The 25248-nt window shown below is 30.8% G+C and carries 21 protein-coding genes; 10 read left to right on the top strand and 11 right to left on the bottom strand.

The features are described from left to right. Positions 1-66 precede the first annotated feature (66 nt). On the top strand, positions 67-1545 hold the full coding sequence (locus J1D01_RS13780) for a nicotinate-nucleotide adenylyltransferase (RefSeq protein ID WP_076701449.1): 1479 nt from the start codon (positions 67-69) through the stop codon (positions 1543-1545). A 26-nt stretch (positions 1546-1571) separates the two neighbouring features. Here the strand turns inward: J1D01_RS13780 and bcp are convergent, their stop codons facing one another. Beyond that, positions 1572-2027 carry a thioredoxin-dependent thiol peroxidase gene (gene bcp, locus J1D01_RS13775; RefSeq protein WP_076701452.1) on the bottom strand — a complete coding sequence of 152 codons (456 nt, stop codon included), beginning with the start codon at positions 2025-2027 and terminating at the stop codon, positions 1572-1574. Between the two features lie 36 nt (positions 2028-2063). Here bcp and J1D01_RS13770 point away from each other — a divergent pair, with 36 nt between their 5' ends. Next, entirely contained in the window at positions 2064-2723 is a 660-nt protein-coding gene (locus J1D01_RS13770) for an endonuclease III domain-containing protein (protein ID WP_372937322.1), read from the top strand. Positions 2724-2948: 225 nt separating this feature from the next. Here the strand turns inward: J1D01_RS13770 and J1D01_RS13765 are convergent, their stop codons facing one another. Continuing rightward, the gene (locus J1D01_RS13765) at positions 2949-3533 is read right to left on the bottom strand and encodes an RNA polymerase sigma factor (RefSeq protein ID WP_076702557.1); all 585 of its coding nucleotides are present in this window, start codon (positions 3531-3533) and stop codon (positions 2949-2951) included. 236 nt (positions 3534-3769) lie between these two features. Here J1D01_RS13765 and uvrA point away from each other — a divergent pair, with 236 nt between their 5' ends. Then, complete coding sequence (uvrA, locus tag J1D01_RS13760) at positions 3770-6550, top strand: excinuclease ABC subunit UvrA (RefSeq protein WP_421151217.1); 2781 nt, start codon at positions 3770-3772, stop codon at positions 6548-6550. A gap of 194 nt (positions 6551-6744) precedes the next feature. Beyond that, complete coding sequence (locus J1D01_RS13755; protein ID WP_421151216.1) at positions 6745-7935, top strand: hypothetical protein; 1191 nt, start codon at positions 6745-6747, stop codon at positions 7933-7935. A gap of 79 nt (positions 7936-8014) precedes the next feature. On the opposite strand, the gene J1D01_RS13750 is transcribed toward J1D01_RS13755, so the two are convergent. From J1D01_RS13750 to J1D01_RS13735, 4 genes are read right to left on the bottom strand one after another with little or no spacing between them, the layout of a single operon-like run. Further along, the gene (locus J1D01_RS13750) at positions 8015-9475 is read right to left on the bottom strand and encodes a polysaccharide biosynthesis C-terminal domain-containing protein (protein ID WP_421151215.1); all 1461 of its coding nucleotides are present in this window, start codon (positions 9473-9475) and stop codon (positions 8015-8017) included. Next, a complete protein-coding gene (locus tag J1D01_RS13745) occupies positions 9475-10752 on the bottom strand; it encodes a glycosyltransferase family 4 protein (RefSeq protein ID WP_421151214.1) in 1278 nt (425 codons plus the stop codon). The genes J1D01_RS13750 and J1D01_RS13745 overlap by 1 nt, the downstream gene beginning before the upstream one ends. Next, positions 10745-13153 carry a YfhO family protein gene (locus tag J1D01_RS13740; protein ID WP_421151213.1) on the bottom strand — a complete coding sequence of 803 codons (2409 nt, stop codon included), beginning with the start codon at positions 13151-13153 and terminating at the stop codon, positions 10745-10747. The genes J1D01_RS13745 and J1D01_RS13740 overlap by 8 nt, the downstream gene beginning before the upstream one ends. Positions 13154-13183: 30 nt before the next feature. Further along, complete coding sequence (locus tag J1D01_RS13735; protein ID WP_421151212.1) at positions 13184-13447, bottom strand: DUF4834 family protein; 264 nt, start codon at positions 13445-13447, stop codon at positions 13184-13186. A 168-nt stretch (positions 13448-13615) separates the two neighbouring features. Between J1D01_RS13735 and J1D01_RS13730 the strand changes: the two genes are divergently transcribed. Together J1D01_RS13730 and J1D01_RS13725 are read left to right on the top strand one after the other, a co-directional pair. After that, positions 13616-14638 carry a transporter gene (locus tag J1D01_RS13730; protein ID WP_421151211.1) on the top strand — a complete coding sequence of 341 codons (1023 nt, stop codon included), beginning with the start codon at positions 13616-13618 and terminating at the stop codon, positions 14636-14638. A 28-nt stretch (positions 14639-14666) separates the two neighbouring features. Continuing rightward, a complete protein-coding gene (locus tag J1D01_RS13725) occupies positions 14667-15788 on the top strand; it encodes a GTP cyclohydrolase (RefSeq protein ID WP_372937484.1) in 1122 nt (373 codons plus the stop codon). A gap of 90 nt (positions 15789-15878) precedes the next feature. Here the strand turns inward: J1D01_RS13725 and J1D01_RS13720 are convergent, their stop codons facing one another. From J1D01_RS13720 to J1D01_RS13705, 4 genes are all read right to left on the bottom strand, one after another. Then, positions 15879-16628 carry a T9SS type A sorting domain-containing protein gene (locus J1D01_RS13720; RefSeq protein ID WP_421151210.1) on the bottom strand — a complete coding sequence of 250 codons (750 nt, stop codon included), beginning with the start codon at positions 16626-16628 and terminating at the stop codon, positions 15879-15881. Positions 16629-16941: 313 nt separating this feature from the next. Further along, positions 16942-18201 (bottom strand): aminotransferase class I/II-fold pyridoxal phosphate-dependent enzyme, encoded by a 1260-nt coding sequence (locus tag J1D01_RS13715; protein ID WP_372937483.1) that lies wholly within the window; start codon positions 18199-18201, stop codon positions 16942-16944. 248 nt (positions 18202-18449) lie between these two features. Next, positions 18450-19490, bottom strand: a complete 1041-nt coding sequence (locus J1D01_RS13710) for a PLP-dependent cysteine synthase family protein (RefSeq protein WP_372937482.1) — start codon at positions 19488-19490, stop codon at positions 18450-18452. A 76-nt stretch (positions 19491-19566) separates the two neighbouring features. Further along, positions 19567-21627, bottom strand: a complete 2061-nt coding sequence (locus tag J1D01_RS13705) for a S9 family peptidase (RefSeq protein WP_421151209.1) — start codon at positions 21625-21627, stop codon at positions 19567-19569. A gap of 84 nt (positions 21628-21711) precedes the next feature. Here J1D01_RS13705 and J1D01_RS13700 point away from each other — a divergent pair, with 84 nt between their 5' ends. Beyond that, positions 21712-22026, top strand: a complete 315-nt coding sequence (locus tag J1D01_RS13700) for a YbaB/EbfC family nucleoid-associated protein (RefSeq protein ID WP_421151208.1) — start codon at positions 21712-21714, stop codon at positions 22024-22026. 4 nt (positions 22027-22030) lie between these two features. Here J1D01_RS13700 and J1D01_RS13695 read toward each other — a convergent pair whose 3' ends face one another. Beyond that, positions 22031-23047: a threonine aldolase family protein gene (locus J1D01_RS13695; RefSeq protein ID WP_421151207.1), complete on the bottom strand. Its 1017-nt coding sequence runs from the start codon at positions 23045-23047 to the stop codon at positions 22031-22033. 93 nt (positions 23048-23140) lie between these two features. Between J1D01_RS13695 and prfB the strand changes: the two genes are divergently transcribed. The 3 genes from prfB to arsC all read left to right on the top strand — a co-directional run bounded on the left by prfB (position 23141) and on the right by arsC (position 25206). Then, positions 23141-24251, top strand: a protein-coding gene (gene prfB / locus J1D01_RS13690; protein WP_372937098.1) for a peptide chain release factor 2 whose coding sequence is annotated in 2 segments (ribosomal slippage) — positions 23141-23203 and positions 23205-24251 — 1110 coding nt in all. Because the reading frame shifts where the segments join, the coding sequence is not laid out codon by codon here. After that, positions 24248-24868, top strand: coding sequence for an HAD family hydrolase (locus tag J1D01_RS13685; RefSeq protein ID WP_421151206.1), 621 nt, complete (start codon positions 24248-24250; stop codon positions 24866-24868). Before prfB ends, J1D01_RS13685 begins: the two co-directional genes overlap by 4 nt. Then, positions 24865-25206, top strand: a complete 342-nt coding sequence (gene arsC / locus J1D01_RS13680) for an arsenate reductase (glutaredoxin) (protein WP_372937096.1) — start codon at positions 24865-24867, stop codon at positions 25204-25206. Before J1D01_RS13685 ends, arsC begins: the two co-directional genes overlap by 4 nt. Positions 25207-25248 lie beyond the last annotated feature (42 nt).

Here is a 25248-nt window from a genome sequence, read left to right as displayed (position 1 = left end):
AGTTATTTTTTTATATACCTCTATTATTTGATACCTTTGTTTCTATATTTTCAACCCAGAAACGACATGGAAATAACCATTAAAGGAGACAGAGAATTTGATGATGTACCATCAATAAAATCAAAAGCACTTCGCATAAATTTAAATCAGAATATTTACGGAACATTTGCAGAAATTGGAGCAGGACAAGAAACCTGTAGGCAATTTTTTAGAGCTGGTGGCGCTTCAGGCACTATAGCTAAAGCCATGTCTGCCTATGACAAAGCTTTTAGTGACGCCATATACGGTGCTGAAGAAGATGGTAGATACGTAACATTATCTAGATTACGAAAAATGTTGGCTCATGAGATGGATTTGATGGAAAAAAGAATTACCCGTGAGGAGCATCCTGATAAAATATTTTTCACATATGCCAACACCGTAGCTACCATAGATTTTGCAAAACAATTTAAAGGCCATGGTTGGGTAGGTATAAAATACCAAGTTGAAGCAGGACAAGATTATAATGAGATTATTCTTCACCTTAGATTTAAAGAAACTGATGCTAGATTGCAACAAGAAACTTTAGGTACCTTAGGTACAAATTTAATTTACGGTGCTTTTTACAAATATAACGAACCAAAAAAACTGCTAAAATCTTTGTATGATCATTTAGACAAAGATCAAATTGAAATAGATACTATAAACTTTTCTGGTCCTGTTTTTAGCAATGTTGATAACCGTTTAATAAGCTTGCAATTAGTGAAAAACGGCATGACAGATGCTGTGGTTTTTGGTCCTGACGGAACCAATGTGCTTCCTGCAAGAGTATTTTATAAAAAGAACATTTTAGCGCTTCGTGGTAGTTTTAGACCTGTTACTAGAGTAAACATGGAAATGTATGAGAAATCATATGAAATGTTTATTAAAGAAAAGAAAGTAGACCCCAAAAACACCATGACAGTATTTGAGATAACACTATCTAATCTACGTGCTGAAGGAGAAATTGATGAACAAGATTTTATTGATAGAGCAGATTTATTATGCGCATTAGGGCATTCTGTAATGATTTCTAATTTCCAAGAATATTATAAAGTTGTTGAATACTTCTCTAATTACACCAAAGCTAGAATGGGATTAGCTATGGGGGTTAGTAATTTAGTAGATATTTTTGACGAAAAATATTACCGCCATATAAGTGGAGGAATTTTAGAAGCCTTTGGAAAACTATTCTTTAAAGATTTAAAAGTTTACTTATACCCAATGCTAGACCCCAAAACAGGCGAACTAATAAATAGCGAAAATCTTAAAGTATACCCCCGCATGAAAGAGCTTTATAAGTTCTTTAAATACAATGGAAAAGTGATTGATATTAAAGATTTTGACCCTGATATTATGCACATCTTTTCAAGAAAAGCACTTGAAATGATTGAAAGTGGAGAATCTGGGTGGGAAGCTATGTTACCTGAAGGAACTGCAGATTTAATTAAAGATTACAGGCTGTTTGGCTATACCAGAAAACCTTTAAAACCGCTTACTATAAAACGTAGAGTTTCAAAAAAATAAACAAAGCCCTTAAAAAAGGGCTTTGTTTATTCCCCTAATATTTGAGATGTGTGTTGTTTGGTTTTTACTTTAGTAATCACCTCTTCAATAACTCCATTTTCATTAATTACAAATGTGGTTCTGTGAATACCATCATATTCTTTTCCCATGAATTTTTTTGGTCCCCAAACACCAAAAGCCTCAATAACTTTTTTATCTTCATCGGCTAAAAGCGGATACTTAAATCCATATTTATTTTTAAAATTCAATTGTCTTTTAGCACTATCGGCACTTACACCTAAAATTTCATATCCTTGAGATTGAAAGCGTTCAAAATTATCATTTAAGTTACAAGCCTCGGCGGTACATCCAGGAGTACTCGCTTTAGGATAAAAAAATACAACTAGCTTTTTCCCTTTGTAATCAGATAATTTAATAGTATTTCCTTGTTCGTCTAAAGCTTCAAAATTTGGAGCCTTATCTCCTGCTTTTAATGTGGTCATATTTTATAACTTTGTTTTCTGTAAAAATACAACCCTATGACCAAACAAGAAAGTGTAAACTTTATTATTAATACCTTATACAAACTTTATCCAGAAATCCCTATCCCTTTAGATCATAAAGACCCTTACACACTTTTAATAGCTGTGTTAATGTCTGCTCAAAGCACCGATGTTAGGGTAAATCAAATAACACCTTTGCTTTTTGAAAAAGCCGATAACCCTTATGATATGGTAAAACTCTCTGTTGAAGAAATTAGAGACATTATAAAACCCGTAGGCTTATCTCCAATGAAAAGTAAAGGCATTTATGGCTTATCAAAAATTCTTATTGAAAAACATGATGGTAAAGTACCACAAAGTTTTGAAGCTTTAGAAGCCTTACCTGCCGTAGGGCATAAAACCGCCAGTGTTGTCATGTCTCAAGCTTTTGGTGTTCCTGCATTCCCAGTAGACACGCACATTCACAGATTAATGTATCGTTGGAATTTAAGCAATGGCAAAAATGTAACGCAAACCGAAAAAGATGCTAAACGTTTATTCCCTAAAGAATTATGGAATGATTTACACTTGCAAATAATTTGGTATGGCAGAGAATACTCTCCTGCACGAGGTTGGGATTTAGAAAAAGATATTATTACTAAAACTATTGGTAGAAAATCGGTATTAAAAGAGTATTATAAAACGAAAAAGCCCTGATTTACACCAGAGCTTTAAAAAACTTTAATTAAGAAGCGTTTCAAACTTCAATTTATTACAATTTATAACACTTAAAGCCTTAGAGTAATTGAGAAGAAATTTAACCGTTTCTTCTTTCGGTTCAAATTCGTTTTGAGTAAAATTTTGTTCAGTGTAAAGTTTTGCCATTTTATTAATTTAAAGATTATCTCAAATCAATAACGCAGCAAATTTTACTTTATTGCTCTAATTTGTTAAAACAATATTATGCTTTTCTATAATCTTTCGCAAATTAATAAGCGCATAGCGCATTCTTCCTAAGGCTGTATTAATACTTACACCTGTTCTTTCTGATATTTCTTTAAAACTCATGTCATTATACATACGCATAAGCAATACTTCCTTTTGATCATCTGGTAATTCATCTACTAAACGGCGCACATCACTTTCAACTTGCTCTTTTATAATTGTTTTTTCTGCATTTAAAGAAGAATCACTTAACACTGAAAAAATACTAAACTCTCCTGTATTATCAAATTTAGGCATTCTGTTATTTTTCCTAAAGAAATCAATAACTAAATTATGAGCAATGCGCATTACCCAAGGTAAAAACTTGCCTTCTTCATTATAAGAACCTGCTTTTAAAGTTCTTATTACTTTTATAAATGTATCTTGAAAAATGTCTTCGGCAATATCTCTATCGTAGACTTTAGAATAAATAAAACTATAAATTTTTTGTTTGTGCCTCTGTATTAGTATTTCTAAGGCATACTCTTCACCATTAATGTAGTTGCTTACAAGGGTAGCATCTGAAATAAGTTCGTATTGCATAATCATTACTTTTAATGCAAGAAGTTAAGCTTCTTTGCTTGGGGTTACATGTTTAAAAGTAAAATTATACTATAGGCAAAAAGTTTTTTAAATTGATTAATATACCAAATATAACAACAATCATTCCTAAAAAGCAAAAATTAAGAGATATTTTTCACAGAATTAAACAGTTAGCTTACACTTTTTAAGTTCAAATACTTATAGTATCTTTGCAAGATTACCCTTTTAAAAAGCCTATGAATACTAATATTTTAGACGTAAACCCCAAAGAAAACATTATTATTAAAGGGGCTAAATTGCATAATCTTAAAAATATTGACGTTGTTATACCAAGAAACCAATTAGTGGTTATAACAGGCTTATCTGGTTCTGGCAAATCAAGTTTGGCTTTTGATACCTTATATGCTGAAGGACAAAGACGATATGTAGAGAGCCTATCAAGTTATGCGCGCCAGTTTTTAGGCAGACTTAACAAACCTAAGGTAGATTATATAAAAGGAATTGCTCCTGCAATTGCCATTGAACAAAAAGTAAATTCAACCAATCCACGCTCTACGGTTGGTACAACTACCGAAATTTACGACTACCTAAAATTACTTTTTGCAAGAATAGGAAAAACCTTCTCTCCTATTTCGGGAAAAGAAGTAAAAAAAGATACTGTAACAGATGTGCTTAACTACTTAAAAACTTTTAATGAAGGAGAAAAATTACTACTTCTTGCTCCTATTCATTTAGAAGAAGGCAGAAGTATTGAAGACAAACTTAATACTTTAAATCAGCAAGGATATGCCAGAATTAAAGTTAATAATGATGTTGTTAGAATTAATGAAGCCGAAATTTCAGATGGTGATAATTTTCAATTAGTAGTAGATAGAGTTATAGTTAAACACGAAGAAGATTTTTACAACAGATTAGCAGATGCTATTCAAACAGCGTTTTTTGAAGGCAAGGGAGAATGCGCTATTGAAACACTAAAAGATAAAAATATTCATGTTTTTAGCAATAAATTTGAGCTAGATGACATATCGTTTTTAGAGCCTAACGTGCATCTTTTTAGTTTTAATAACCCTTACGGTGCCTGCCCTAAATGCGAAGGTTACGGAGACATTATAGGTATTGATGAAGATTTAGTAATACCAAACACGGCACTTTCAATATATGAAAATGCTATATTTCCTTGGCGTGGTGAAAGCATGAGTTGGTACAAAGACCAACTGGTTAACAATTCACATAAATTTAATTTCCCTATCCACAAACCTTATTTTGAATTAAGTGAAGAACAAAAACAACTTGTTTGGACAGGGAACAAATATTTTGAAGGTTTAAATTCTTTTTTCGCAGAATTAGAATCTAAAGCATACAAAATTCAAAACCGTGTGATGTTATCTCGCTACCGAGGAAAAACCAAATGTAAAACCTGTAATGGTAAACGCTTAAGAGCAGAAGCCAACTACGTTAAAATTGCAGGTGCTTCTATTACAGATTTGGTTGAAATGCCTTTAAAAAAACTAGCTGTTTTCTTCAAACAATTAGAATTGAATGATTACGATGCAAAAGTTGCCAAAAGATTACTTAAAGAAATAAATAGCAGACTAACATTTTTATCTAATGTTGGTTTAGATTACTTAACCTTAAACCGACGTTCTAACACTTTATCTGGAGGAGAAAGCCAAAGAATTAATTTAGCAACCTCATTAGGAAGTAGTTTAGTAGGCTCTATGTATATTTTAGATGAGCCCAGTATTGGCCTGCATCCAAAAGACACAGAAAGACTCATTTCCGTATTAAAATCGTTACGAGATTTAGGAAACACCGTAATTGTTGTTGAACACGATGAGGATATCATGAAGGCTGCCGATGATATTATTGACATTGGTCCTGAGGCAGGAACCTTTGGAGGCAATGTAGTTGCAGAGGGAAGTTATAAAGATATTTTAGCTTCAGAATCTTTAACAGCACAATATTTAAATGAAACTTTAAAAATTGAAGTTCCTAAAACTAGAAGAACTTCAAAATACCATATTGATATTATTGGAGCACGAGAAAATAACTTAAAAAATATAGATGTTTCATTTCCGCTAGGAATGTTAACCGTGGTTACTGGAGTTTCTGGTAGTGGAAAAAGTACATTGGTTAAAAAAATTCTATTTCCAGCACTTCAAAAAGAGCTTACAGATTTTAGCGATAAACCTGGTCAATTCACATCTTTAAAAGGTAATTATAGTAATATAAAAACCATTGAATTTGTAGACCAAAACCCTATTGGAAGATCCTCTCGTTCTAATCCTGTAACTTATATTAAAGCTTACGATGATATACGCTCATTATTTGCTAATCAAAAACTTAGTAAAATAAGAAACTACCAAGCAAAACATTTTTCATTTAATGTTGATGGCGGAAGATGCGAAACCTGTAAAGGCGAAGGTGAGGTTACTATTGAAATGCAATTTATGGCCGATGTGCATTTAGAATGTGAAACTTGCAAAGGAAAACGCTTTAAAAAAGAAATATTAGAAGTTACATACGCCAACAAAAACATTGATGATATTTTAAATCTCACAATTGATGAGGCCATTGCTTTTTTTGATGCCAATAATTTAACTAAAATAAAAAACAAACTTCAACCATTACAAGATGTAGGCCTAGGTTATGTTACTTTAGGACAAAGTTCCTCAACACTTTCTGGCGGTGAAGCACAACGTATAAAATTAGCTTCGTTTTTAGGAAAAGGAAACAAAGCAGATAAAGCGCTTTTTATTTTTGACGAGCCTACAACTGGATTGCATTTTCATGATATTAAAAAACTATTAAAATCATTTAATGCTTTAATTGATAATGGCCATTCTATCATTGTTGTAGAACACAACATTGAACTTATTAAATGTGCAGATTATATTATTGATTTAGGTCCTGAAGGTGGTGAAAATGGCGGAAAAGTAGTAGCTTCTGGGACACCTGAAGAAATTATAAAAATAAAAACATCCTCAACTGGAAAGTATTTAAAAGATAAACTTTAAGTTTTTTTAAAATAAATTAGCGCAAATTAACTCTTAAAAATTCAGTTTTTTATTAAACAATTTTTAAAACTAACAAAAATCACTTTAATATTAGAACACTAACTAACTGATTTTAAGATATATACATAATTGTTTGTTTTTTTGGCACGCTGTTTGTAATTAACAAAGCGTATTCACATTTAAACTTTACAATTATGAAAAAATTACTATTCATTTTAGCAGGATTCATCCTTACCGGGTTAACTGTTAATGCAGCAACCACCAACACAAATAATGATTCTAATACATCTACTTATATTGGAGGTTATAGCAATTCTTTCATATTTGTAGAAAATGGTATTGAGTTTTCTGTTTTTAGAGATGGACAATTCGATTTTAATATTTTACGCGGAAACTCTCGTTTAAATGTTTCTATCGGATCTCCTCATGTAAATATCAGTTTTAATTCAGGATACGATTATAATGCCTATGTTCAATATGATGAATATGGAGCTATTATTCAAATTGAAAATACTCCAATATATTATGACTACTATGGACGTATTGTTCAAGCTGGAAATGTGAACATTTATTACAACAACTTTGGATATGTAAACAGAATTGGTGGCTTATATGTACACTACAACAGATATAATAGATTCTCTCACTACACAGGTTTTATAAATGTTTACAACAGACATTATGTTTACAGACCTTGGCATAGATACTACAGCATTCCATCTTACAAACACTGTGTAGTTTACAATCAACCATACAGAAGATATTACAAACCTGTAAGATATGTTTATTCTAGACCTTTTTACAACAATCACAGACCTGTAACTTCAGTTTATAGTAGACGAGGCAATACAATTTCTAAAAACAGAAAGTACGCAACTGTTAATAGAAGTTCTAGAAATGTAACTAGAATAAATAGAAACGTAACCTCTAGAAGAGATTTATCAAAAGTTAGCAATAATAGAAACTCAAAAGCACCTAACACAAACAAAATTGTTAATAAAAATTCAAGAAATAACTCAGAATTCACTAGAAAAAGCACAAACAATAGAAGTAAAAGTAATGTTAATAACAATACTAAAACATCAAATAATGTAAACAGATCTAGTACAACAAAAAGAGAAAGAAATTATGTTGCATCAAAAAAACCAATAAGCTCTAATTCTCGTAATTATAATAGCACAAGTTCTAGAAATACCTCGCAAATTGCAAGCAGATCTACAAAGTCTTATCAAAAGGTAAATTCTAGACCAAGTGTACAAAGAAAAGCTAGTACACCAAACAGAACAACGGTGTCTAGAACATCAAAAAGCAATAACTCTAGAGCAACACAAAATAGAAGTTCCTCTAGTAACAATACTAGATCTACTCAAACAAGAAGAAGGTAAGATCTTAATCGATTTGGTTGGTTAGTTGGAAAGCCCTGCGACATGTTTGCCTCAAAGCAAAATCGTGGGGTTTTCTCTTTTAAAATAATCTCTTAAGAGTTTTATTAACTATTTCAGAAATATCGTAAGACACCTTAAATTTCAACACTACAAACAGATAAATAACCCCAATTAAAAGTGATTTTAAAGCAATATTTAAAACAGGGTGAAAAGAAAAATCCCAGAAATAAAAAAGTAGAGCTATTATAAAAATTAGACTAATTGCTTTTATAGTGTTCAATGTAAAAGGCAGTAATTTAAAATACCTATAAACAAAATACAACTTCCCTGTATTATAAAAGAAAACAGCAATAAACGTTGCTAATGCAGCCCCATTAATACCAAATAATGGTATAAATATCATATTTAAAGCCACCATTAATACAACCAAAACAACACCTAGAATAAGCACAATTTTATAATAATCGCTATTAAACAAAATAGCATTACTACTTCCTAAAACAGAATCATATAATTTAGCTATACTAATTAATAAAACCACATAAAGACCAACACTAAACTCTTCATCAATTAACAGATATAACTGATTAATATTCAGTGTAATTAACAAAAATATTAGTCCACTAACAACAAGCAAATTAAGAGAGCTTTTTTTGTATAAATCTCCTAAAGAATCAAAATCTTTATCATTTAAATATTTAGCAGAAAGCGGTAGTAAAATTTGATGCATAGACCTTTGTGGCACTGCAATAACAGCAGCAATAAAAATAGCTACATTATAATAAGCAATTTGCTCTATTGGGATATATTTACCTAGCATTACTTTGTCTACATCTAACAAAATAGTTGCAACAGAACCGGCTATTACAATTAAAGCTGAATATTTAATAATACTTTTAATATTATTTAATCGCTTAAACATAATAACAGGAAACTTTATTATGAAAGCAAATATTTTCATTACAAGCATTCTTATAAGATAAACCCCCACCAAACCAATCATAAATTGCTCAATATCTATAACCTTAAAATGCAACAAAAACAACAGCACCATAGCACCTACCCTATGAAATACTTCTTTTAAAAAATTACCAAATACTGTTTTCATTTGTACTTTTGCCCAAGCAAAAAACACCTCAAAATAAGCCAGCGCAATAGCTATAACTATGGTGTGCCACAAATAATGTTTTATAATAGCATTTTCAGTAGAAAGAAACGCCCCTATACTTTCATAAAACAAACACCCTATTAAACTTACAGGAATAACTATTACCATTGGCAACAGAAGCATATAAGTTAAAAAACTATTTAAAGACATTCTAGTTTTGAAAGACGAGTAAAATTTAACCAATGTATTATGAACGCCAAAAGACATTAAAGGCATCATTACATAAGCAGCAGACAACATAAAACCAACCATACCGTAATATTCATCACTAAGAAACTTTGTATAAAGAAACAATGTGTTTATTGCACCAATAAAAAAACCCAAATAAGTTGAGATAATATTTTTTAATGATTGTGATGCTACAATACCCATTATATAAGTTTAGAAAGGGTTTCTGTTAACTTTTTTCGGCTGTATTTTTGTAAGCCAACTGGAGATGATTTAAGCACCCCCTCTTTGTACGCATCATAATGCGTTAGTATTATATTTTTAAGTGCATTATAATCTGTATAATTAAAGTAGTTACCTGTATTAGTTTCTTTAATTATTTTCTCTACATCAGAACCTTTTGGCCCAATAGCTACAATTGGTCTATTTGAAACCATATATTCGAAGAGCTTACCAGGAATAATACTTTTAGTTTCTTCTGAATCTATTTCTATTAGCAGTAATATTTGTGATTTTATTTGAAACTTAATAGCTTCTTTATGTGAAATATAACCCACATTATTTACATAATTACTTAAATTAAATCTATTCAATGATTTTATTACATCATCACTAACTGCACCAGCAAAATTTAATTGAAAATCTTCTGAAAAATCTTGTTTCTCACCAACTATATCTCTTAAAACTTGCCACAAAACTTCAGGGTTTCTTTTTGATAATAAAGATCCTATATGTGCTAAAGAAAACTTAGAATCTAAATAAACCTGCTCAACAGATTCATAATCATAACCATTAGTAATAACCTCAATAGGTTTTGATGTTAATTTAGAAAACTCCTGTTTTGTTACAGAGCTTGTAACAATTATCTGGTCTGCTGTATTTAAAACACTTCTTTCTAAAAACCGATGCTTTTTTTGAGAGCGTTTATTTAATTTTAACTTTTTATGATACCCAATAGTTGTCCAAGGATCTCTAAAATCAGCAATCCACCTCACTCCCAGCTTATCCTTAAGCTGCATGCCAATTAAATGCAAACTATGAGGCGGTCCTGTTGTTATAACTGCAGTTATGTTTTCTTTTGAAATATAATCTAAAAGATACTTAACCGATGGTGATACCCAATTTTTTCTAGCATCTGGAATAAAAAAGTTACCACGCACATAAAGCATAATCTTTTCAACTAAACTCTGGTTTTCTGCTTCTGAAATAATACCTTTACTAATGGTATTAGATTTTCTTTTTGAAAAAAACCTAGCTAACTTATAAGGTTCTTTTATAGGCGACTTTAATACTTTTAAATTTGAAGAAACCTCTTTACTTAAGCTTTCATCTATTAAAGCATAATTTGGGTTTTTAGGCACAAACACTATAGGTTCAATATTAAAATCTGGCAAGTATTTCACAAATTTTAACCATCGTTGCACACCAGGTCCACCAGCAGGAGGCCAATAATACGTTATGATTAGTGCTTTTTTACGCACTTTCTTTGATTTTACTATTCTTCTTAAACTCAAAAAACAAACCAGCAAGAAGCAAAATACCTAGTATTACAGAACTAGCTAAAGCAATACTGCTTCCTGTTTTAACTACATCGGGGTCAAATTTAAACTCAATAATATGTTTTCCCTTCGGAATCTCCATACCTCGTAATGTGTAGTTAACACGCATATGAGTAGTTTCTTTACCATCAATAAATGTTTTCCAACCATTACCATAATATATCTCTGAAAACACCGCAAACCCATCATTTGAATTATTAGATTCATACTTTAAGTAATTAGACTTAACTTCTTTTAAATCAATAATTGACAAAGAATCTACTTTAAAACTATCTTTAAAATCTGAATCTACTGTTCTTAAATCTATGACAGCTTCGGTTTTGTTATTTAAGCTATCTAATGCTAAAATTTCATCATTAGCAGATGAAACACCTATTAGTCTTTTCACAAACCAAGCATTGCCATTAGCTTCATCATTTAAATAAGAAACCACACCATTTTCAGTATCTGCTATAATATATTTAGTATTTAACATATTAAGCACATTCAAATTATTTTTTGCAACATAAAAATCAAAAACTTCCCGATAGCGTTTTAGTTCTGCAGCATTGTAACCATTTAATGAATTATGGTAATAAGACGCTTTTGTTCTGTTTTGCAAGCCTTCATTTGAAATATCAAAAACCCTATAGTAGCTTTTATCCTTTAAAATTTCTTTATCGGCAGCATTAGCTGTAAAAGGTTTATTAACTTTTATAGCCGATACAAAATCATCATTATTTACATAACGTTTATCTACCCCTACCAAATCGAAAATAATTAGAGCTCCAAAAGCTACTATCAACCATTTTTCTTTTAGTTTTTCTTTTAAAAACATAAAAATTGCCCCTGCCGAAAGCAACACCAAAACTAAGGTTCTCAAGGTGTCTGCTGTAAAAATAGCTTTTCTATCTTCTTTAACAGCATTAACAAACTCCTGACCATAACTTTGAATATAATACCCATCATTAGCTCCAGAAAAAGTAAATAATGAGTTTTTAAAGAGTAGAAATATCAATGCCAGTCCTCCGGTAATAATTGTTGAATATTTTAAAGCTTTCAGCTTCTCTTCTTTCTTTTCAAAATCATTTAACAACCTAACAAGACCCAAAATTGATAAAACAGGTACACATAATTCTAAAATAACCTGTATTGAACTTACAGCCCTAAATTTATTGTATAGCGGCACATAATCAATAAAGAAATTGGTTAAAAAACTTAAATTTTTTCCGTAAGAAAGCAATAACGACATAATTGTACCTGCTACAAGCCACCATTTCAATCTGCCTTTTACTAAAAAGAGCCCTAACACAAACAAGAAAATTATCACAGCTCCTATATAAGCTGGAGCCTCAACAATGGGTTGATCTCCCCAATACGTTGGGGATTCTTCTGATCGGAATTTTTTATAAGTTTCAGAGTTTTTACCAACATGCTCAAAATTCCCTCCTCCCATAAATCGCGGTATAAAAAGATTGAAAGTTTCAACAATACCGTAACTAAACTGTGTAATATAATCTCTATCTAAACCAGTGGTAACTTCTTTAGGTGTTCCATCGGCATTTATAGTTAACTCACTTTTACCCCTAGTACTTTCCTTTACATATTCTTGAGTAGCTAATACACCTGTAGCATTAAGTCCTACGGATAAAATTACAGCAACTACTAAAATTCCAACCGACTTAAAATAATGCGGTAAAACCTTCTTTTTAAAAGCATCAATTAAATATACCACACCTAAAACAATGACTAACAGTAATAAATAGTAAGTCATTTGAAAATGATTAGACACAATTTCTAACCCCATTGCAATGGTAGTTAATAAAAAACCTGCAATATATTTTCTTTGAAAAGTAAGTATAATACCACTTAAAACCAACGGCATATAAGCTATAGCATGTGCTTTACTGTTATGGCCTACTCCTAAAATAATTATTAAATAAGTAGAAAACCCAAAAGCTAAAGCGCCAATAGCTGCTAGTTTAAAATCTACTTTTAAAACCAAAAGCAGAACATAAAAACTTAATAAATATAAAAACAAATAATCTGCTGGTCTTGGCAAAAACCGAAGCGATAAATCTAGTTTTTTAATATAATTGTGTGGATATTTAGCACCTAATTGATAGGTAGGCATACCACCAAAAGCGCTGTTAGTCCAATAGGTTTCTTCTCCTGTTTTTGCTCTAAAATCTTTTTGTTGCTTAGACATCCCAATATATTGTTTGATGTCGTTTTGAAAAATAGCTTTTCCTTGTAAAACAGGACTAAAATAGGCTAATGAAATAACAATAAACCCTATTAAAACTAATAAATGCGGAAGAATTTTTTTAAATGAAAATTGCATGAAAGTGCTTTAAAAACAATGATGGTGAAATTAATCAATTTCTTCGAAATCTACATAATCTCCTACATCTTTATTCGAAGCTTTTTGGTTAGGTATTTTATCAATGGTTACCTCGCCTTCTTTTTTGGGTTCTGCACGTTGTTGTTGGTTTCTATATTGCCCAAATTGATCACCAAAGCGTTTCTCTGCTTTTTTAGCTGCAAACCTCATTAATATTGGCGCAAATATTCTACCTAATACCCTAAACAAATACCAAACTAATACAATTATAAATATGGTTCTTAATAAACCCATGCTGTTTTTTAAAATTATTACTACTGCAAAAATACAATTCTACTCGCTTAAAAAACATTCAAAAATGATAAAAAAAGTATAAAATATCTATATTTGAGAACACGTTAATAAATAAATTGTTACTTGTGTTATATAATTTTATGCTACTTACAACATAAAAAACTAATTATGAAGCCTTTCAAATCTACCCCCATCATTTTATTTTGTTTAATAAGTACTTTCGGGTTCAGTCAATATACAGATGTTATAAATTCTAACAGACCAGGCGCATCTAAAAGCGCATTTTCTGTTGGAAAAAATGTAGTTCAGTTTGAAATAGGCCCCTATTTTGTAAAAGAGAAACGAACACCTGCTACTACTTATGAAGTTACAGGTTTTGGAGCCGATTTTACAGCTAGATACGGGTTTTTATTTGAAGAACTTGAAGTAAATATTGAAGGGAATTATCAAAACGATACTAAAAAATACACGTATTATCCAGATACAGAAGATAATCGAGCTAATTTTAAACATCTAACTTTAGGTGTGAAATATTTAATTTTTGACCCCTACAAAAACGAAGAAGCTAATAAACCAAATTTATACAGTTGGAAAGCAAATCATAGCTTTAAATGGAAGAGCTTAATACCTGCTGTATCAGTTTATTTAGGCGCTAATTATGACACAAAAAACAATCCTTATACAGCACCAGAAATTGAAGGTTTTAGTCCCAAAATAATGGTGGCAACTCAAAATAATTTTGCTGGCGGTTGGGTGTTTGTTATGAATTTAATAAAAGACAGAATAGGTACAGATCAATCTGATTTTACATATATATTAACATTAACACATTCTTTTAATCCAAAGTGGGTTATATTTGGTGAAACACAAGGAATAAAGAGCGACTTTTATGCCGATAATTTATTTAGAGTTGGGGGTGCACGATTATTAGGTAAAAACTTTCAGTTAGATGCTGCGTTAACTTTTAATACAAAAGACACACCATCTGTATTAAATGTAGGTATTGGCGCATCTTACAGATTAGATTTTCACAGAGACCCTGTATTAGATAACGGTACAGATGCAAAAGACGAGGGAGCAAGACGAGAAAGAAGAAATGGCACAAAATCTAAAAGAAAAAAGAATAAAGTAAATAGTTTAGATGATAATAAAATTAGAAAACAAAAAAAGAAAGCAATTGATTTTGACTAAAACTAACAACTAAAGACGTTAACTATATATGATTACAATTAAAGAAGTTAGCTCAAAAAAAGACCTAAAAACCTTTATAAAATTTCCGTTTAAGCTTTACAAAGACTCAAAATACTGGACACCACCAATTATTAGTCAGGAAATGAAAACGTTTAATAAAAACGAAAACCCTGTATTTAATGATGCCGAGGCTAGATTATTTCTAGCATACAAAAACAATGAAGTTGTAGGTAGAGTGGCCGCTATTATAAATTGGTTAGAGGTAAAAGAACAAGACCAACAAAAAATGCGTTTTGGATGGTTTGATTTTATTGATGATTTAGAGGTATCTAAAGCACTTTTTAATAAAGTAGAAGAAATTGGAAACTCTAATAATTTAAAATATACAGAAGGGCCAGTTGGATTTTCTAACCTAGATAAAGTAGGAGTTGTTACAGAAGGTTATGATGCCCTAACACCAATGGTTACTTGGTACAATCACCCATACTACGTAAAACATTATGAAGCCGCTGGTTACAAACCTGAAAAAGGATACAATGAAAGCATATTCCCGTTTAGCAATGTTAACCCCGAAACCTTTAAAAAGGCTCAAGAGTTAATTAAACGTCGTTATCAATTAAAAGCTTTAAAATTCACAAAGACAGCTGAGGTTATGCCTTATGTAGATAAAATGTTTGATCTTTTTAATAAAACTTATGCATCATTATCTTCATTTGTGCAAATTACAGATATTCAAAAAGCATACTTTAAAAAGAAGTTTATAAGTTTTGTAAACCCTGAATACATAAAATTTGTTGTTGATAAGAACGATGAACTTATTGGTTTTGCTATTGTTATGCCTTCGTTTGCTAAAGCCCTAAAAAAGGCAAATGGCAAGTTGTTTCCTTTTGGGTTTAAACACATATTAAAAGCAAAAAAGCACAGTAAAGATGTTATTTTTTACTTAATAGGCATTCACCCTGATTATCAAAATAAAGGTATTCATTCTGTAATTTTTAATGAATATTACGATGTGTTTACTGAAAAAGGTATAGAAAATTGCTACAGAACTCCAGAATTAGAAGATAATATTGCTATTAAACAAATCTGGAAACATTTTGATCCTGTGGTGTTTAGAAAACGAAAGACCTTTAGAAAAAACCTTGAATAAAAAAAGAGGTAAACTATTTTTAATTTACCCCTTTTTTTTAAACAACTAACACGTTTTTATGAAAATATATTTTCCGTATAAAAACTTGTCTTAACGCTTAACAAATTTATAAGTGTAATTTTTATTTGAATTTTTAAGATTTAGCAAATACAATCCCTTGTTTAAACTTGTAATATCTATGTTATTTACTCCTGAATTTGATTTCACATTAAATAACTGCTTACCATCTAAACTATAAATTTCATAATCAGAATATTTTGAGATATTATTTAAAACTTCTATCGTATTATCTTTTGTAACAATTTTAATTTTATTGGAAGCTATATCTTCATTGGAAAGTGAAGCATCAAAAACACTTACCATTGAAACCGTAGTACCATTTAACAAACCTGATAATAATGCTCCTAACCCACTCATTTTATAAATACGTATATAATACACATCTGTATCAATTATATTATTTATAACTAACTCAAATTCACCTCCTACCCCTAGCACAACGCCATAAGAATCACAAGTAATTGGCGTTAAATCGTTAATATCGCCATTATTAGCTCTTAAAACTTGGTAGTCAACGGTAGCTGCTACCGCACCTATCGCTCCAGAAAGCATACCTATGGTAATTTTATTATCTCCAGATGTTGGTATATGCTTATAAAACACATCTTCAGTAGAACCACAAGCAGGTGTTAAACCAGATGCTGTTACCGTTACTGAACTTAAAACATTCAAATCTGTTGTTACTCCATCAAGAGAAATTGCATCTGCAATAGTATTTCCTGATTGTCCAAACATTAAGGTAGTACTGAAAATTGTAAAAAAAAGTAATAATGCTCTCATAATATATAAATTTAGGTTAATATTTAAATTAAATTGTGAGAGACTTAAAGGTGAGAGATAAAATATATCTATATAAATATTTTATAATATAATATACGATATAAAGCTAAATGTGTACAATGCAATCTTTTTTAAGTTACAACAAAAAAAACTAATTTTTATATTAAATTTTATTATTTCTACAAAACACACAAAAATTTAACATATAACATAAATATATTAAATCATTTTTCAATAATTAATTAAATGGCATATATATATAAAAAGCCCAACTGTAAGTTGGACTTTTTTATAATTTATTTAATACTTTATTCTATTCTCCCATTGCAGCCATAACTGCAGCAGATAAACGCTTATATGTTCCGTTGTGTAATCTATCTCTAATACCTTCAAAAGCAGCTAGAGTTTCTTCTACATCTTTAAGAGTATGCGTTGCTGTAGGTATCATTCTTAATAAAATTAATCCTTTAGGAATTACAGGATACACTACAATTGAACAGAAAATACCGTAGTTCTCACGTAAATCCTTTACAAGTGCCATAGCCTCAGGAATACTTCCTTTTAAATAAACTGGCGTTACACAACTTTGTGTAGTTCCAATATCAAAACCGCGTTCTTTTAACCCTGATTGTAATGCATTAACAATGGTCCAAAGATTTTGCTTTAATTCTGGCATTGTTCTTAACATTTCTAATCGTTTAAGTGCACCAGCAACAAGTTGCATTTGCAAAGATTTAGCAAACATTTGCGAACGTAAATTATACTTTAAATAGTCTATAATTTCTTTATCGCCAGCAATAAAAGCACCTGTACTAGCCATAGACTTAGCAAATGTTGCAAAATAAACATCAATATCATCTTGCACACCTTGCTCCTCACCTGTTCCCGCTCCCGTGGCTCCTAAAGTACCAAAACCATGAGCATCATCAACAAAAAGTCTGAAATTATATTTTTTCTTTAAAGCTACTATTTCTTTTAAACGTCCTTGTTCTCCACGCATTCCAAAAACACCTTCAGAGATAACTAAAATACCTCCGCCAGTATGTTCTGCCATTTTAGTTGCGCGCTCTAAGTTTTTTTCTAAACTTTGAACATCATTGTGTTTATAAGTAAAACGCTTGCCCATATGCAAACGCACACCATCAATAATACATGCATGTGCATCTACGTCATAAACAATAATATCATCTTTAGCAACAAGAGCATCTATAGTAGATACCATACCCTGATAACCAAAATTTAAAAGATAAGCTGCTTCTTTTTTAACAAAAGCTGCTAATTCATTTTGAAGTTTTTCATGTAAATCTGTATGACCAGACATCATTCTTGCTCCCATGGGATAAGCAGAACCGTATTGAGCTGCTGCTTCCGCATCAATTTTTCTAACTTCGGGGTGATTTGCCAACCCTAAATAGTCATTAATACTCCATGTTATAACTTCTTTACCTTGAAATTTCATTCTATTTGAAATTTCACCTTCTAGCTTAGGAAACACAAAATATCCCTCTGCTTGAGCCGCCCATTTTCCTAATGGCCCTTTATCTTTATAAATTTTCTCGAATAAATCCTTCATTTATTATAATATAAGTATGCTATTAAATTTAAGATATCTAACTAAGGGGTTGCGTAATATTAGATTTACAAAACATATTTTTAAATTGAAATCTCTTAATTAGTTTTGGCCTCAGTTAGCTCTTGCAAAATTAAATATTTTAATGGTTTGAGCATAATTTTTACCCTTCAATTATTCTCAAAATAAAAAAAGAGATTAAATCCTGTTTCTGCAACAAAACGTAATCTCTTTTTCCAAATAATTATGTATTATTTAATGTATTCTACTTTTTGAACAGCTTCTTCATTAATGCTGTCAAAAAATCCTTGATCATTCATCCACTTATCGCTATATACTTTACTCATGTACCTTGATCCATGGTCTGGGAATATAACAACAATTTTATCTTCTTCTTTAAACTCTCCAGCCGCATTTAATTGCTTTAATGCTTGCACTACTGCACCTGATGTGTACCCTACAAACATCCCTTCTGTTTTGGCTACTTCTCTTGCTGTATGAGCACTATCTTCATCTGTAACTTTAACAAACTCATCAATAACATCAAAATCTGTTGCTGTAGGAATTAAATTTTTCCCAAGTCCTTCAATTCTGTAAGGATAAATTTCTTTTTTATCAAACTCTCTGGTTTCATGATACTTTTTAATTACAGAACCATAAGCATCAACCCCAATAACCTTTATATTAGGATTTTGTTCTTTTAAATATTTAGCTGTACCAGAAATAGTTCCTCCTGTTCCACTACACGCAACTAAATGAGTGATTTCACCCTCTGTTTGACTCCAAATTTCAGGACCTGTTGAATGATAATGAGCATCAATATTAAGTTTATTAAAATATTGATTGATATAAACTGAACCTTTAGTTTCAGAATGAAGACGTTTAGCTACTTCATAATATGATCTTGGATCATCTGCACTTACATGTGCTGGACATACATAAACTTTGGCTCCTAAAGTTTTTAGCATATCTATTTTATCTGGTGATGATTTAGAACTCACCGCCAAAATACAATCATAACCTTTAATAATGCTTACCATTGCTAAACTAAACCCTGTATTACCAGAGGTAGTTTCTATAATGGTATCTCCTGGTTTTAAAATGCCTTGTCTTTCGGCTTGTTCTATTATATAAAGTGCTATTCTATCTTTTGAAGATTGCCCTGGATTAAAGGACTCTATTTTTGCGTAAAAATCTCCTTTAAAACTTGAGGTTATTTTATTGAGCTTAACTAGCGGCGTGTTGCCAATTAATTCTAATAAATTGTTGAAAACCTTTTTATTTTGTTCCATTAAATGAATTTTGTAAGTAACACAAAATTGCCAATGTGCAACTTAAAACCTGACAAAAATAAGATATTTTTTTTATTTAGACATTAATCCCTTCTAAATATAACAAAAATGCATATTCTAGTGCAACTTCTTTTAGACTTTCAAACCTACCGGATAGTCCCCCGTGTCCAGAATTCATATCTGTGTGTAACAGTAATATATTGGAGTCTGTCTTTAAATCTCTTAATTTGGCTACCCATTTGGCAGGTTCCCAATATTGCACTTGAGAATCATGTAAACCCGTTGTTACTAACATGTTAGGATATGCTTTAGCTTCAACATTATCATATGGCGAGTATGATTTCATATAATCATAATATTCTTTCTTATTAGGATTACCCCATTCATCATATTCTCCTGTGGTTAACGGAATGGTGTCATCTAACATAGTAGTTACAACATCTACAAAAGGAACTGCTGCTATAATGCCATGATAAAGCTCTGGGTTCATATTGATTATTGCACCCATAAGTAATCCTCCAGCAGAACCTCCATATGCATATAAATGCTCTTTAGAGGTGTATTTTTGTTCTATTAAAAACTTTGAACAATCAATAAAATCGTAAAACGTGTTCTTTTTAGTTAGAAGTTTACCATTTTCATACCAATCTCTTCCTAAATATTCGCTTCCTCTTACATGTGCTATTGCATAAATAAAACCTCTATCTAGTAAACTTAACCTAATAGATGAGAACGATGGGTCTGTAGTTGAACCGTATGAACCATATGCATATTGTAATAACGGATTGGTTCCATCTAATTTCAATTCTTTTCTATATACTAAAGATATTGGTATTTTAACACCATCTCTTGCTGTAGCCCAAATACGCGTAGATTTATAGTTGTTTTTATTAAACTTTCCACCTAAAACTTCTTGCTCTTTTTTAACTTTTTGTTCTTTGGTTTTAAAATTATAATCTATTACAGAGGTTGGGGTTGTTAAAGAATTATAAACATAACGTAAAGTGTTACTATTAAAATCTGGATTATTGCCTATATAAACAGTGTAGGTTTCTGAAGGAATAGCTAAGTAATAATCTTCATTTCCATCCCAACTTATAATGCGCAATTTATTTAAACCATTTTCTCGTTCATTTACTACCAAGTAATCTTTAAAAATTTCAATATCTTCTAGTAACACATCTTTTCTGTGTGGAATAACTTCTTCCCAATTGTTAATAGAAGTATTATTTTCATTTGTTTTAAGCAACTTAAAATTAGTAGCTCCATTATGATTTGTTAGAATATAAAAACACCCATTATAATGAGCAATACTATATTCTAAATTGGGCTGACGTTCTTGAAAAATTTTAAATTCACCTTCCGGATTATCGGCCTTTAAAATGCGATATTCTGTTGATAGAGTACTTGAAGACCCAATAATGATATATTTTCTAGATTTTGATTTATAAACAAAGGTGTTATAGGTATCATCTTCTTCATGATAAACCAAAACATCATCACTAGTTTTAGAGCCAAGTTTATGCCTAAACACTTTATGAGAACGAAGTGTAACTTCATCTTTTTTAGCATAAAATAACGTTTCATTATCATTTGCCCAAGTAATACCTCCTGTTGTATTTGGTATTTTGTCTTCTAAAATTTCACCCGTTACCAAATTTTTAATTTGAATAGTAAATTGGCGTCTACTAACTATATCTGTTGAAAAGGCAGCTAATTTATTATCAGAGCTTATAGCAATGCCACCCAACTTAAAATAAGCATGCTCTTTAGCCATTTCATTACAATCAAAAAGTATTTCTTCTTTAGCTTCTAGGGTTTCTTTTTTTCTGGCATAAATTGGGTAATCTTTTCCTTTTTCAAAACGTGTTAAATACCAATATCCGTTAAGTTTATAAGGTACAGAAGCATCATCTTCTTTAATTCTAGATTTCATCTCTTCAAACAATGTTTTTTGAAAAGATTCTGTGGGTTGCATTACTGCCTTGGTATATTCGTTTTCGGCATTTAAATAATCAATAACTTCTTGGTTTTCTCTTTGGTTTAACCAATAATAGTTATCTACTCTAATATCGTTATGAACACTTAATTCTTTAGGCTTTTTAGCAGCAACAGGTGCTTTAATTTTTGTTTTCAAAAGCAATTGTATTTATTCTTGAAATTTTAGCTTTCAAAAATATAAAAATTAAATAGCTTTGTACTGATAAAAAAATATAAGATTATGTTTGGAGATATGATGGGTAAACTTAAAGAAACCCAAAAAAAAGTAGAGGAAACAAAAAAACGACTAAACACTGTTTTAGTTGATGAACAAAGCTCTGATAAAAAATTACAGGTAACTTTAACTGCCAACAGAGAAATTAAATCTATTACAATTGATGATGAGTTACTAAAAGACAAAGAACAACTTGAAGACTATCTTATTATAACTTTAAACAAAGCTATTGAAAAAGCTACAAAAGTTAATGAAACAGAACTTGCTGCAGCAGCTAAAGCGGGTTTACCAAACATACCTGGTATGGATATGTTTAAGTAATTGATTAAATTTTTCTTAATACTTGTAATACGTTTTCATGCATATCATTAGTATAATCTAAATGAGTTACTATACGTAGCTTGTGGTTTCCCATACTAATAATATGTATATTTTTTTTGGATAACTTTTTAACAAAATTGTTTTCATCAACATCGTTATTTAATTCAAAAATAACAATATTAGTTTCAATGGGTTCTACCCTTTTAATTACAGAAAGTTTTGATAAAACTTCACCTATTTCTTTAGCTTTATTATGATCTTCTGCTAGCCTGTTTATGTGGTTATCTAAAGCATAAAGTCCTGCTGCTGCCAAATATCCTATTTGTCTCATATTGCCACCAAACACTTTTCTAATTCTTAGAGCATTTTTCATTATTTGCTCATCTCCCAATAAAACAGAACCTACAGGACATCCAAGTCCTTTACTTAAACAAACCGAAATGGTATCAAATAAATCACCGTATTGTTGTGTAGTTTCTTGTTTAGCTATTAGAGCATTCCATAATCTAGCACCATCTAAATGAAAGCCCAAATTATTGTCTCTACACACTTTTTTTATTTTTTTTAATTCCTCAAAATCCCAACAAGCTCCTCCCCCTTTATTAGTGGTATTTTCTACTTCAACCAAACTAGTTTTTGCGTACCAATAATCAGTAGGATTTATAGCTTCTTTAACCTGTTTAGCTGTAAACATACCTCTTGTGCCATCTATTAATTTACAAGATACGCCGCTATTAAAAGCTGCACCTCCAGATTCATAATTATAAATATGTGCATATTTATCGCAAATAACCTGTTCACCAGGTTGTGTGTGTAATTTAATAGCTGTTTGGTTAGCCATGGTGCCACTAGGAAAAAACAAAGCAGTAGATTTACCAAACATATTGGCAACGCGCTGTTCTAATAGATTTACAGTTTTATCTTCTCTAAATACATCATCACCAACTTCTGCACACATCATGGCTTCTAACATAGCTTGTGTTGGTTTTGTAACAGTATCACTTCTAAGGTCTATTATCATTCTAAAAATTTTAGACAATAAAACTAAAAAAATATCCGAAGTATTTTTTGTCAATGACTATTAATTCTATTTTTGTGACAAACAAAATTTACTATGATAACTTCAGATCAAATTAAAGATCTTAATACCCGCCTTGACAAACTAAGGCACTATCTTTGACATAGATAGAAAACTTATTGAAATACAAAACGAAGAAGAACAAACTTACGCTCCCAATTTTTGGGACAATCCAAAAACGGCAGAAGTTGTAATGAAATCACTCAGAGTCAAAAAAAAATGGGTAGAAGATTACAACAACTTAAAGACTCAAATTGAAGATTTAGAAGTACTTTATGAATTTTATAAAGAAGGTGAAACTTCTGCAGAAGATGTTGATGCTAACTATTACAAAACAGCTACTTTACTTGAAGATATAGAGTTTAGAAACATGCTTTCTGATGAAGGTGATAGTCTAAGCGCTGTACTTCAAATTACAGCAGGTGCAGGCGGAACAGAAAGCTGTGATTGGGCCAGCATGCTTATGCGTATGTATTTAATGTATGCCGAAAAATCTGGTTTTAAAGTAAAAGAATTAAACTATCAAGAAGGTGATGTTGCTGGTATAAAAACGGTGACATTAGAAATTGAAGGCGATTTTGCTTTTGGTTGGCTAAAAGGAGAAAACGGCGTTCATAGATTAGTGAGAATATCACCTTTTGATAGTAACGCTAAACGCCATACTAGTTTCGCTTCTGTTTATGTGTATCCGCTAGCAGATGACACTATTGAAATAGATATAAACCCTGCAGATATTGAGATTACTACAGCTCGCTCTAGTGGTGCCGGAGGACAAAACGTAAATAAAGTTGAGACCAAAGTACAATTATTGCATAAACCAACAGGTATTCAAATTCAATGTTCAGAAACCCGCTCACAGCACGATAATAGAGATCGAGCCATGCAAATGTTACGTTCTCAATTATATGAAATTGAACTTGAAAAACAACGTGCCCAAAGAGACGATATTGAAGCCAGCAAAATGAAAATTGAATGGGGTAGCCAAATTAGAAATTATGTTATGCATCCTTATAAATTGGTAAAAGACGTTAGAACAGGTCATGAAACCGGAAATGTAGATGCCGTAATGAATGGTGATATAGATTCATTCTTAAAATCATACCTTATGATGATGGGTCAAAAAGTTGAAGACAACAACCAATTATGAGTAAAATAGATACTATCATTTTTGACCTTGGCGGTGTGTTAATAGACTGGAATCCAGAATACGTGTATCTAAAGGAGTTTATTGGAGACCGTGAAAAAATGCAATGGTTTTTTGATACTATTTGTACTAATGATTGGAATGAAAATCAAGACGCCGGTTATCCCTTAGCAAAAGCTACAGAAGAACGTGTAGCCATGTTTCCAGAATATGAAAACTTAATAAGAATGTTTTACGGTAAATGGACAGAGATGTTAGGTAATGAAATTTCAGGAACCGTTAAAATTTTAAAAAAATTAATTGATAGCTGTAGTTATAAAATGGTAGCACTTACTAATTGGAGTGCAGAAACCTTCCCTATTGCCTTAGATAAATTTGAATTTTTACAATGGTTTGAAGGTATTGTAGTTTCTGGCGAAGAAAAAACTAGAAAACCCTTTGATGACATCTATCATTTAACCCTAAATAGATACAACATTAAAGCAGAAAATGCCCTCTTTATAGACGATAATTTAAGAAATATTAAAGCGGCTTATAAAATTGGAATAAATAGTATTCAGTTTAAAAATCCAGAACAGTTAATTGAAGATTTAAAAAAATTCAATATCAATTTAAAATGATTAAAATATATCACAACAATCGCTGTAGTAAATCACGTTTAGGTTTAGCAGTTTTAGAAGAATCTGGTAAAGAATATGAAGTTATAAAATATCTTGAAGATGTACCTACTAAAGCAGAATTAACAGAAATTATTAATCTTTTAGGCATTAAACCCATTGAATTAGTAAGAAAAAATGAAACCGTATGGAAAGAAAAATATAAAGGAAAAGAATTAAGTGATTCTGAAATTATTTCTGCCATGGCCGAAAACCCTAAACTAATTGAAAGACCAATAGTTATAAATGGAAATAAAGCGGTAATTGGCAGACCTACAGAAAAAATACTAGATATAATTTAACATTTCAAAATTCTCTTAACAGAATTTTAACCTTTTCTAACT

The organism is Seonamhaeicola sp. NFXS20, from assembly GCF_049132085.1.
Taxonomy (GTDB): Bacteria; Bacteroidota; Bacteroidia; order Flavobacteriales; family Flavobacteriaceae; genus Seonamhaeicola.
Note: the sequence above shows the minus strand (reverse complement) of the source record. Positions and strands in the feature narration are given on the sequence as shown.

Coding starts and splice junctions, on each gene's coding strand:
- J1D01_RS13700 (WP_421151208.1), top strand. CDS start 21,712: ATGTTTGGAGATATGATGGGTAAACTTAAAGAAACCCAAAAAAAAGTA.
- J1D01_RS13685 (WP_421151206.1), top strand. CDS start 24,248: ATGAGTAAAATAGATACTATCATTTTTGACCTTGGCGGTGTGTTAATA.
- arsC (WP_372937096.1), top strand. CDS start 24,865: ATGATTAAAATATATCACAACAATCGCTGTAGTAAATCACGTTTAGGT.
- J1D01_RS13770 (WP_372937322.1), top strand. CDS start 2,064: ATGACCAAACAAGAAAGTGTAAACTTTATTATTAATACCTTATACAAA.
- J1D01_RS13750 (WP_421151215.1), bottom strand. CDS start 9,475: ATGGGTATTGTAGCATCACAATCATTAAAAAATATTATCTCAACTTAT.
- J1D01_RS13740 (WP_421151213.1), bottom strand. CDS start 13,153: ATGCAATTTTCATTTAAAAAAATTCTTCCGCATTTATTAGTTTTAATA.
- J1D01_RS13730 (WP_421151211.1), top strand. CDS start 13,616: ATGAAGCCTTTCAAATCTACCCCCATCATTTTATTTTGTTTAATAAGT.
- J1D01_RS13765 (WP_076702557.1), bottom strand. CDS start 3,533: ATGCAATACGAACTTATTTCAGATGCTACCCTTGTAAGCAACTACATT.
- J1D01_RS13715 (WP_372937483.1), bottom strand. CDS start 18,201: ATGAAGGATTTATTCGAGAAAATTTATAAAGATAAAGGGCCATTAGGA.
- J1D01_RS13695 (WP_421151207.1), bottom strand. CDS start 23,047: ATGATAATAGACCTTAGAAGTGATACTGTTACAAAACCAACACAAGCT.
- J1D01_RS13725 (WP_372937484.1), top strand. CDS start 14,667: ATGATTACAATTAAAGAAGTTAGCTCAAAAAAAGACCTAAAAACCTTT.
- J1D01_RS13735 (WP_421151212.1), bottom strand. CDS start 13,447: ATGGGTTTATTAAGAACCATATTTATAATTGTATTAGTTTGGTATTTG.
- J1D01_RS13780 (WP_076701449.1), top strand. CDS start 67: ATGGAAATAACCATTAAAGGAGACAGAGAATTTGATGATGTACCATCA.
- J1D01_RS13755 (WP_421151216.1), top strand. CDS start 6,745: ATGAAAAAATTACTATTCATTTTAGCAGGATTCATCCTTACCGGGTTA.
- J1D01_RS13720 (WP_421151210.1), bottom strand. CDS start 16,628: ATGAGAGCATTATTACTTTTTTTTACAATTTTCAGTACTACCTTAATG.
- uvrA (WP_421151217.1), top strand. CDS start 3,770: ATGAATACTAATATTTTAGACGTAAACCCCAAAGAAAACATTATTATT.
- J1D01_RS13710 (WP_372937482.1), bottom strand. CDS start 19,490: ATGGAACAAAATAAAAAGGTTTTCAACAATTTATTAGAATTAATTGGC.
- bcp (WP_076701452.1), bottom strand. CDS start 2,027: ATGACCACATTAAAAGCAGGAGATAAGGCTCCAAATTTTGAAGCTTTA.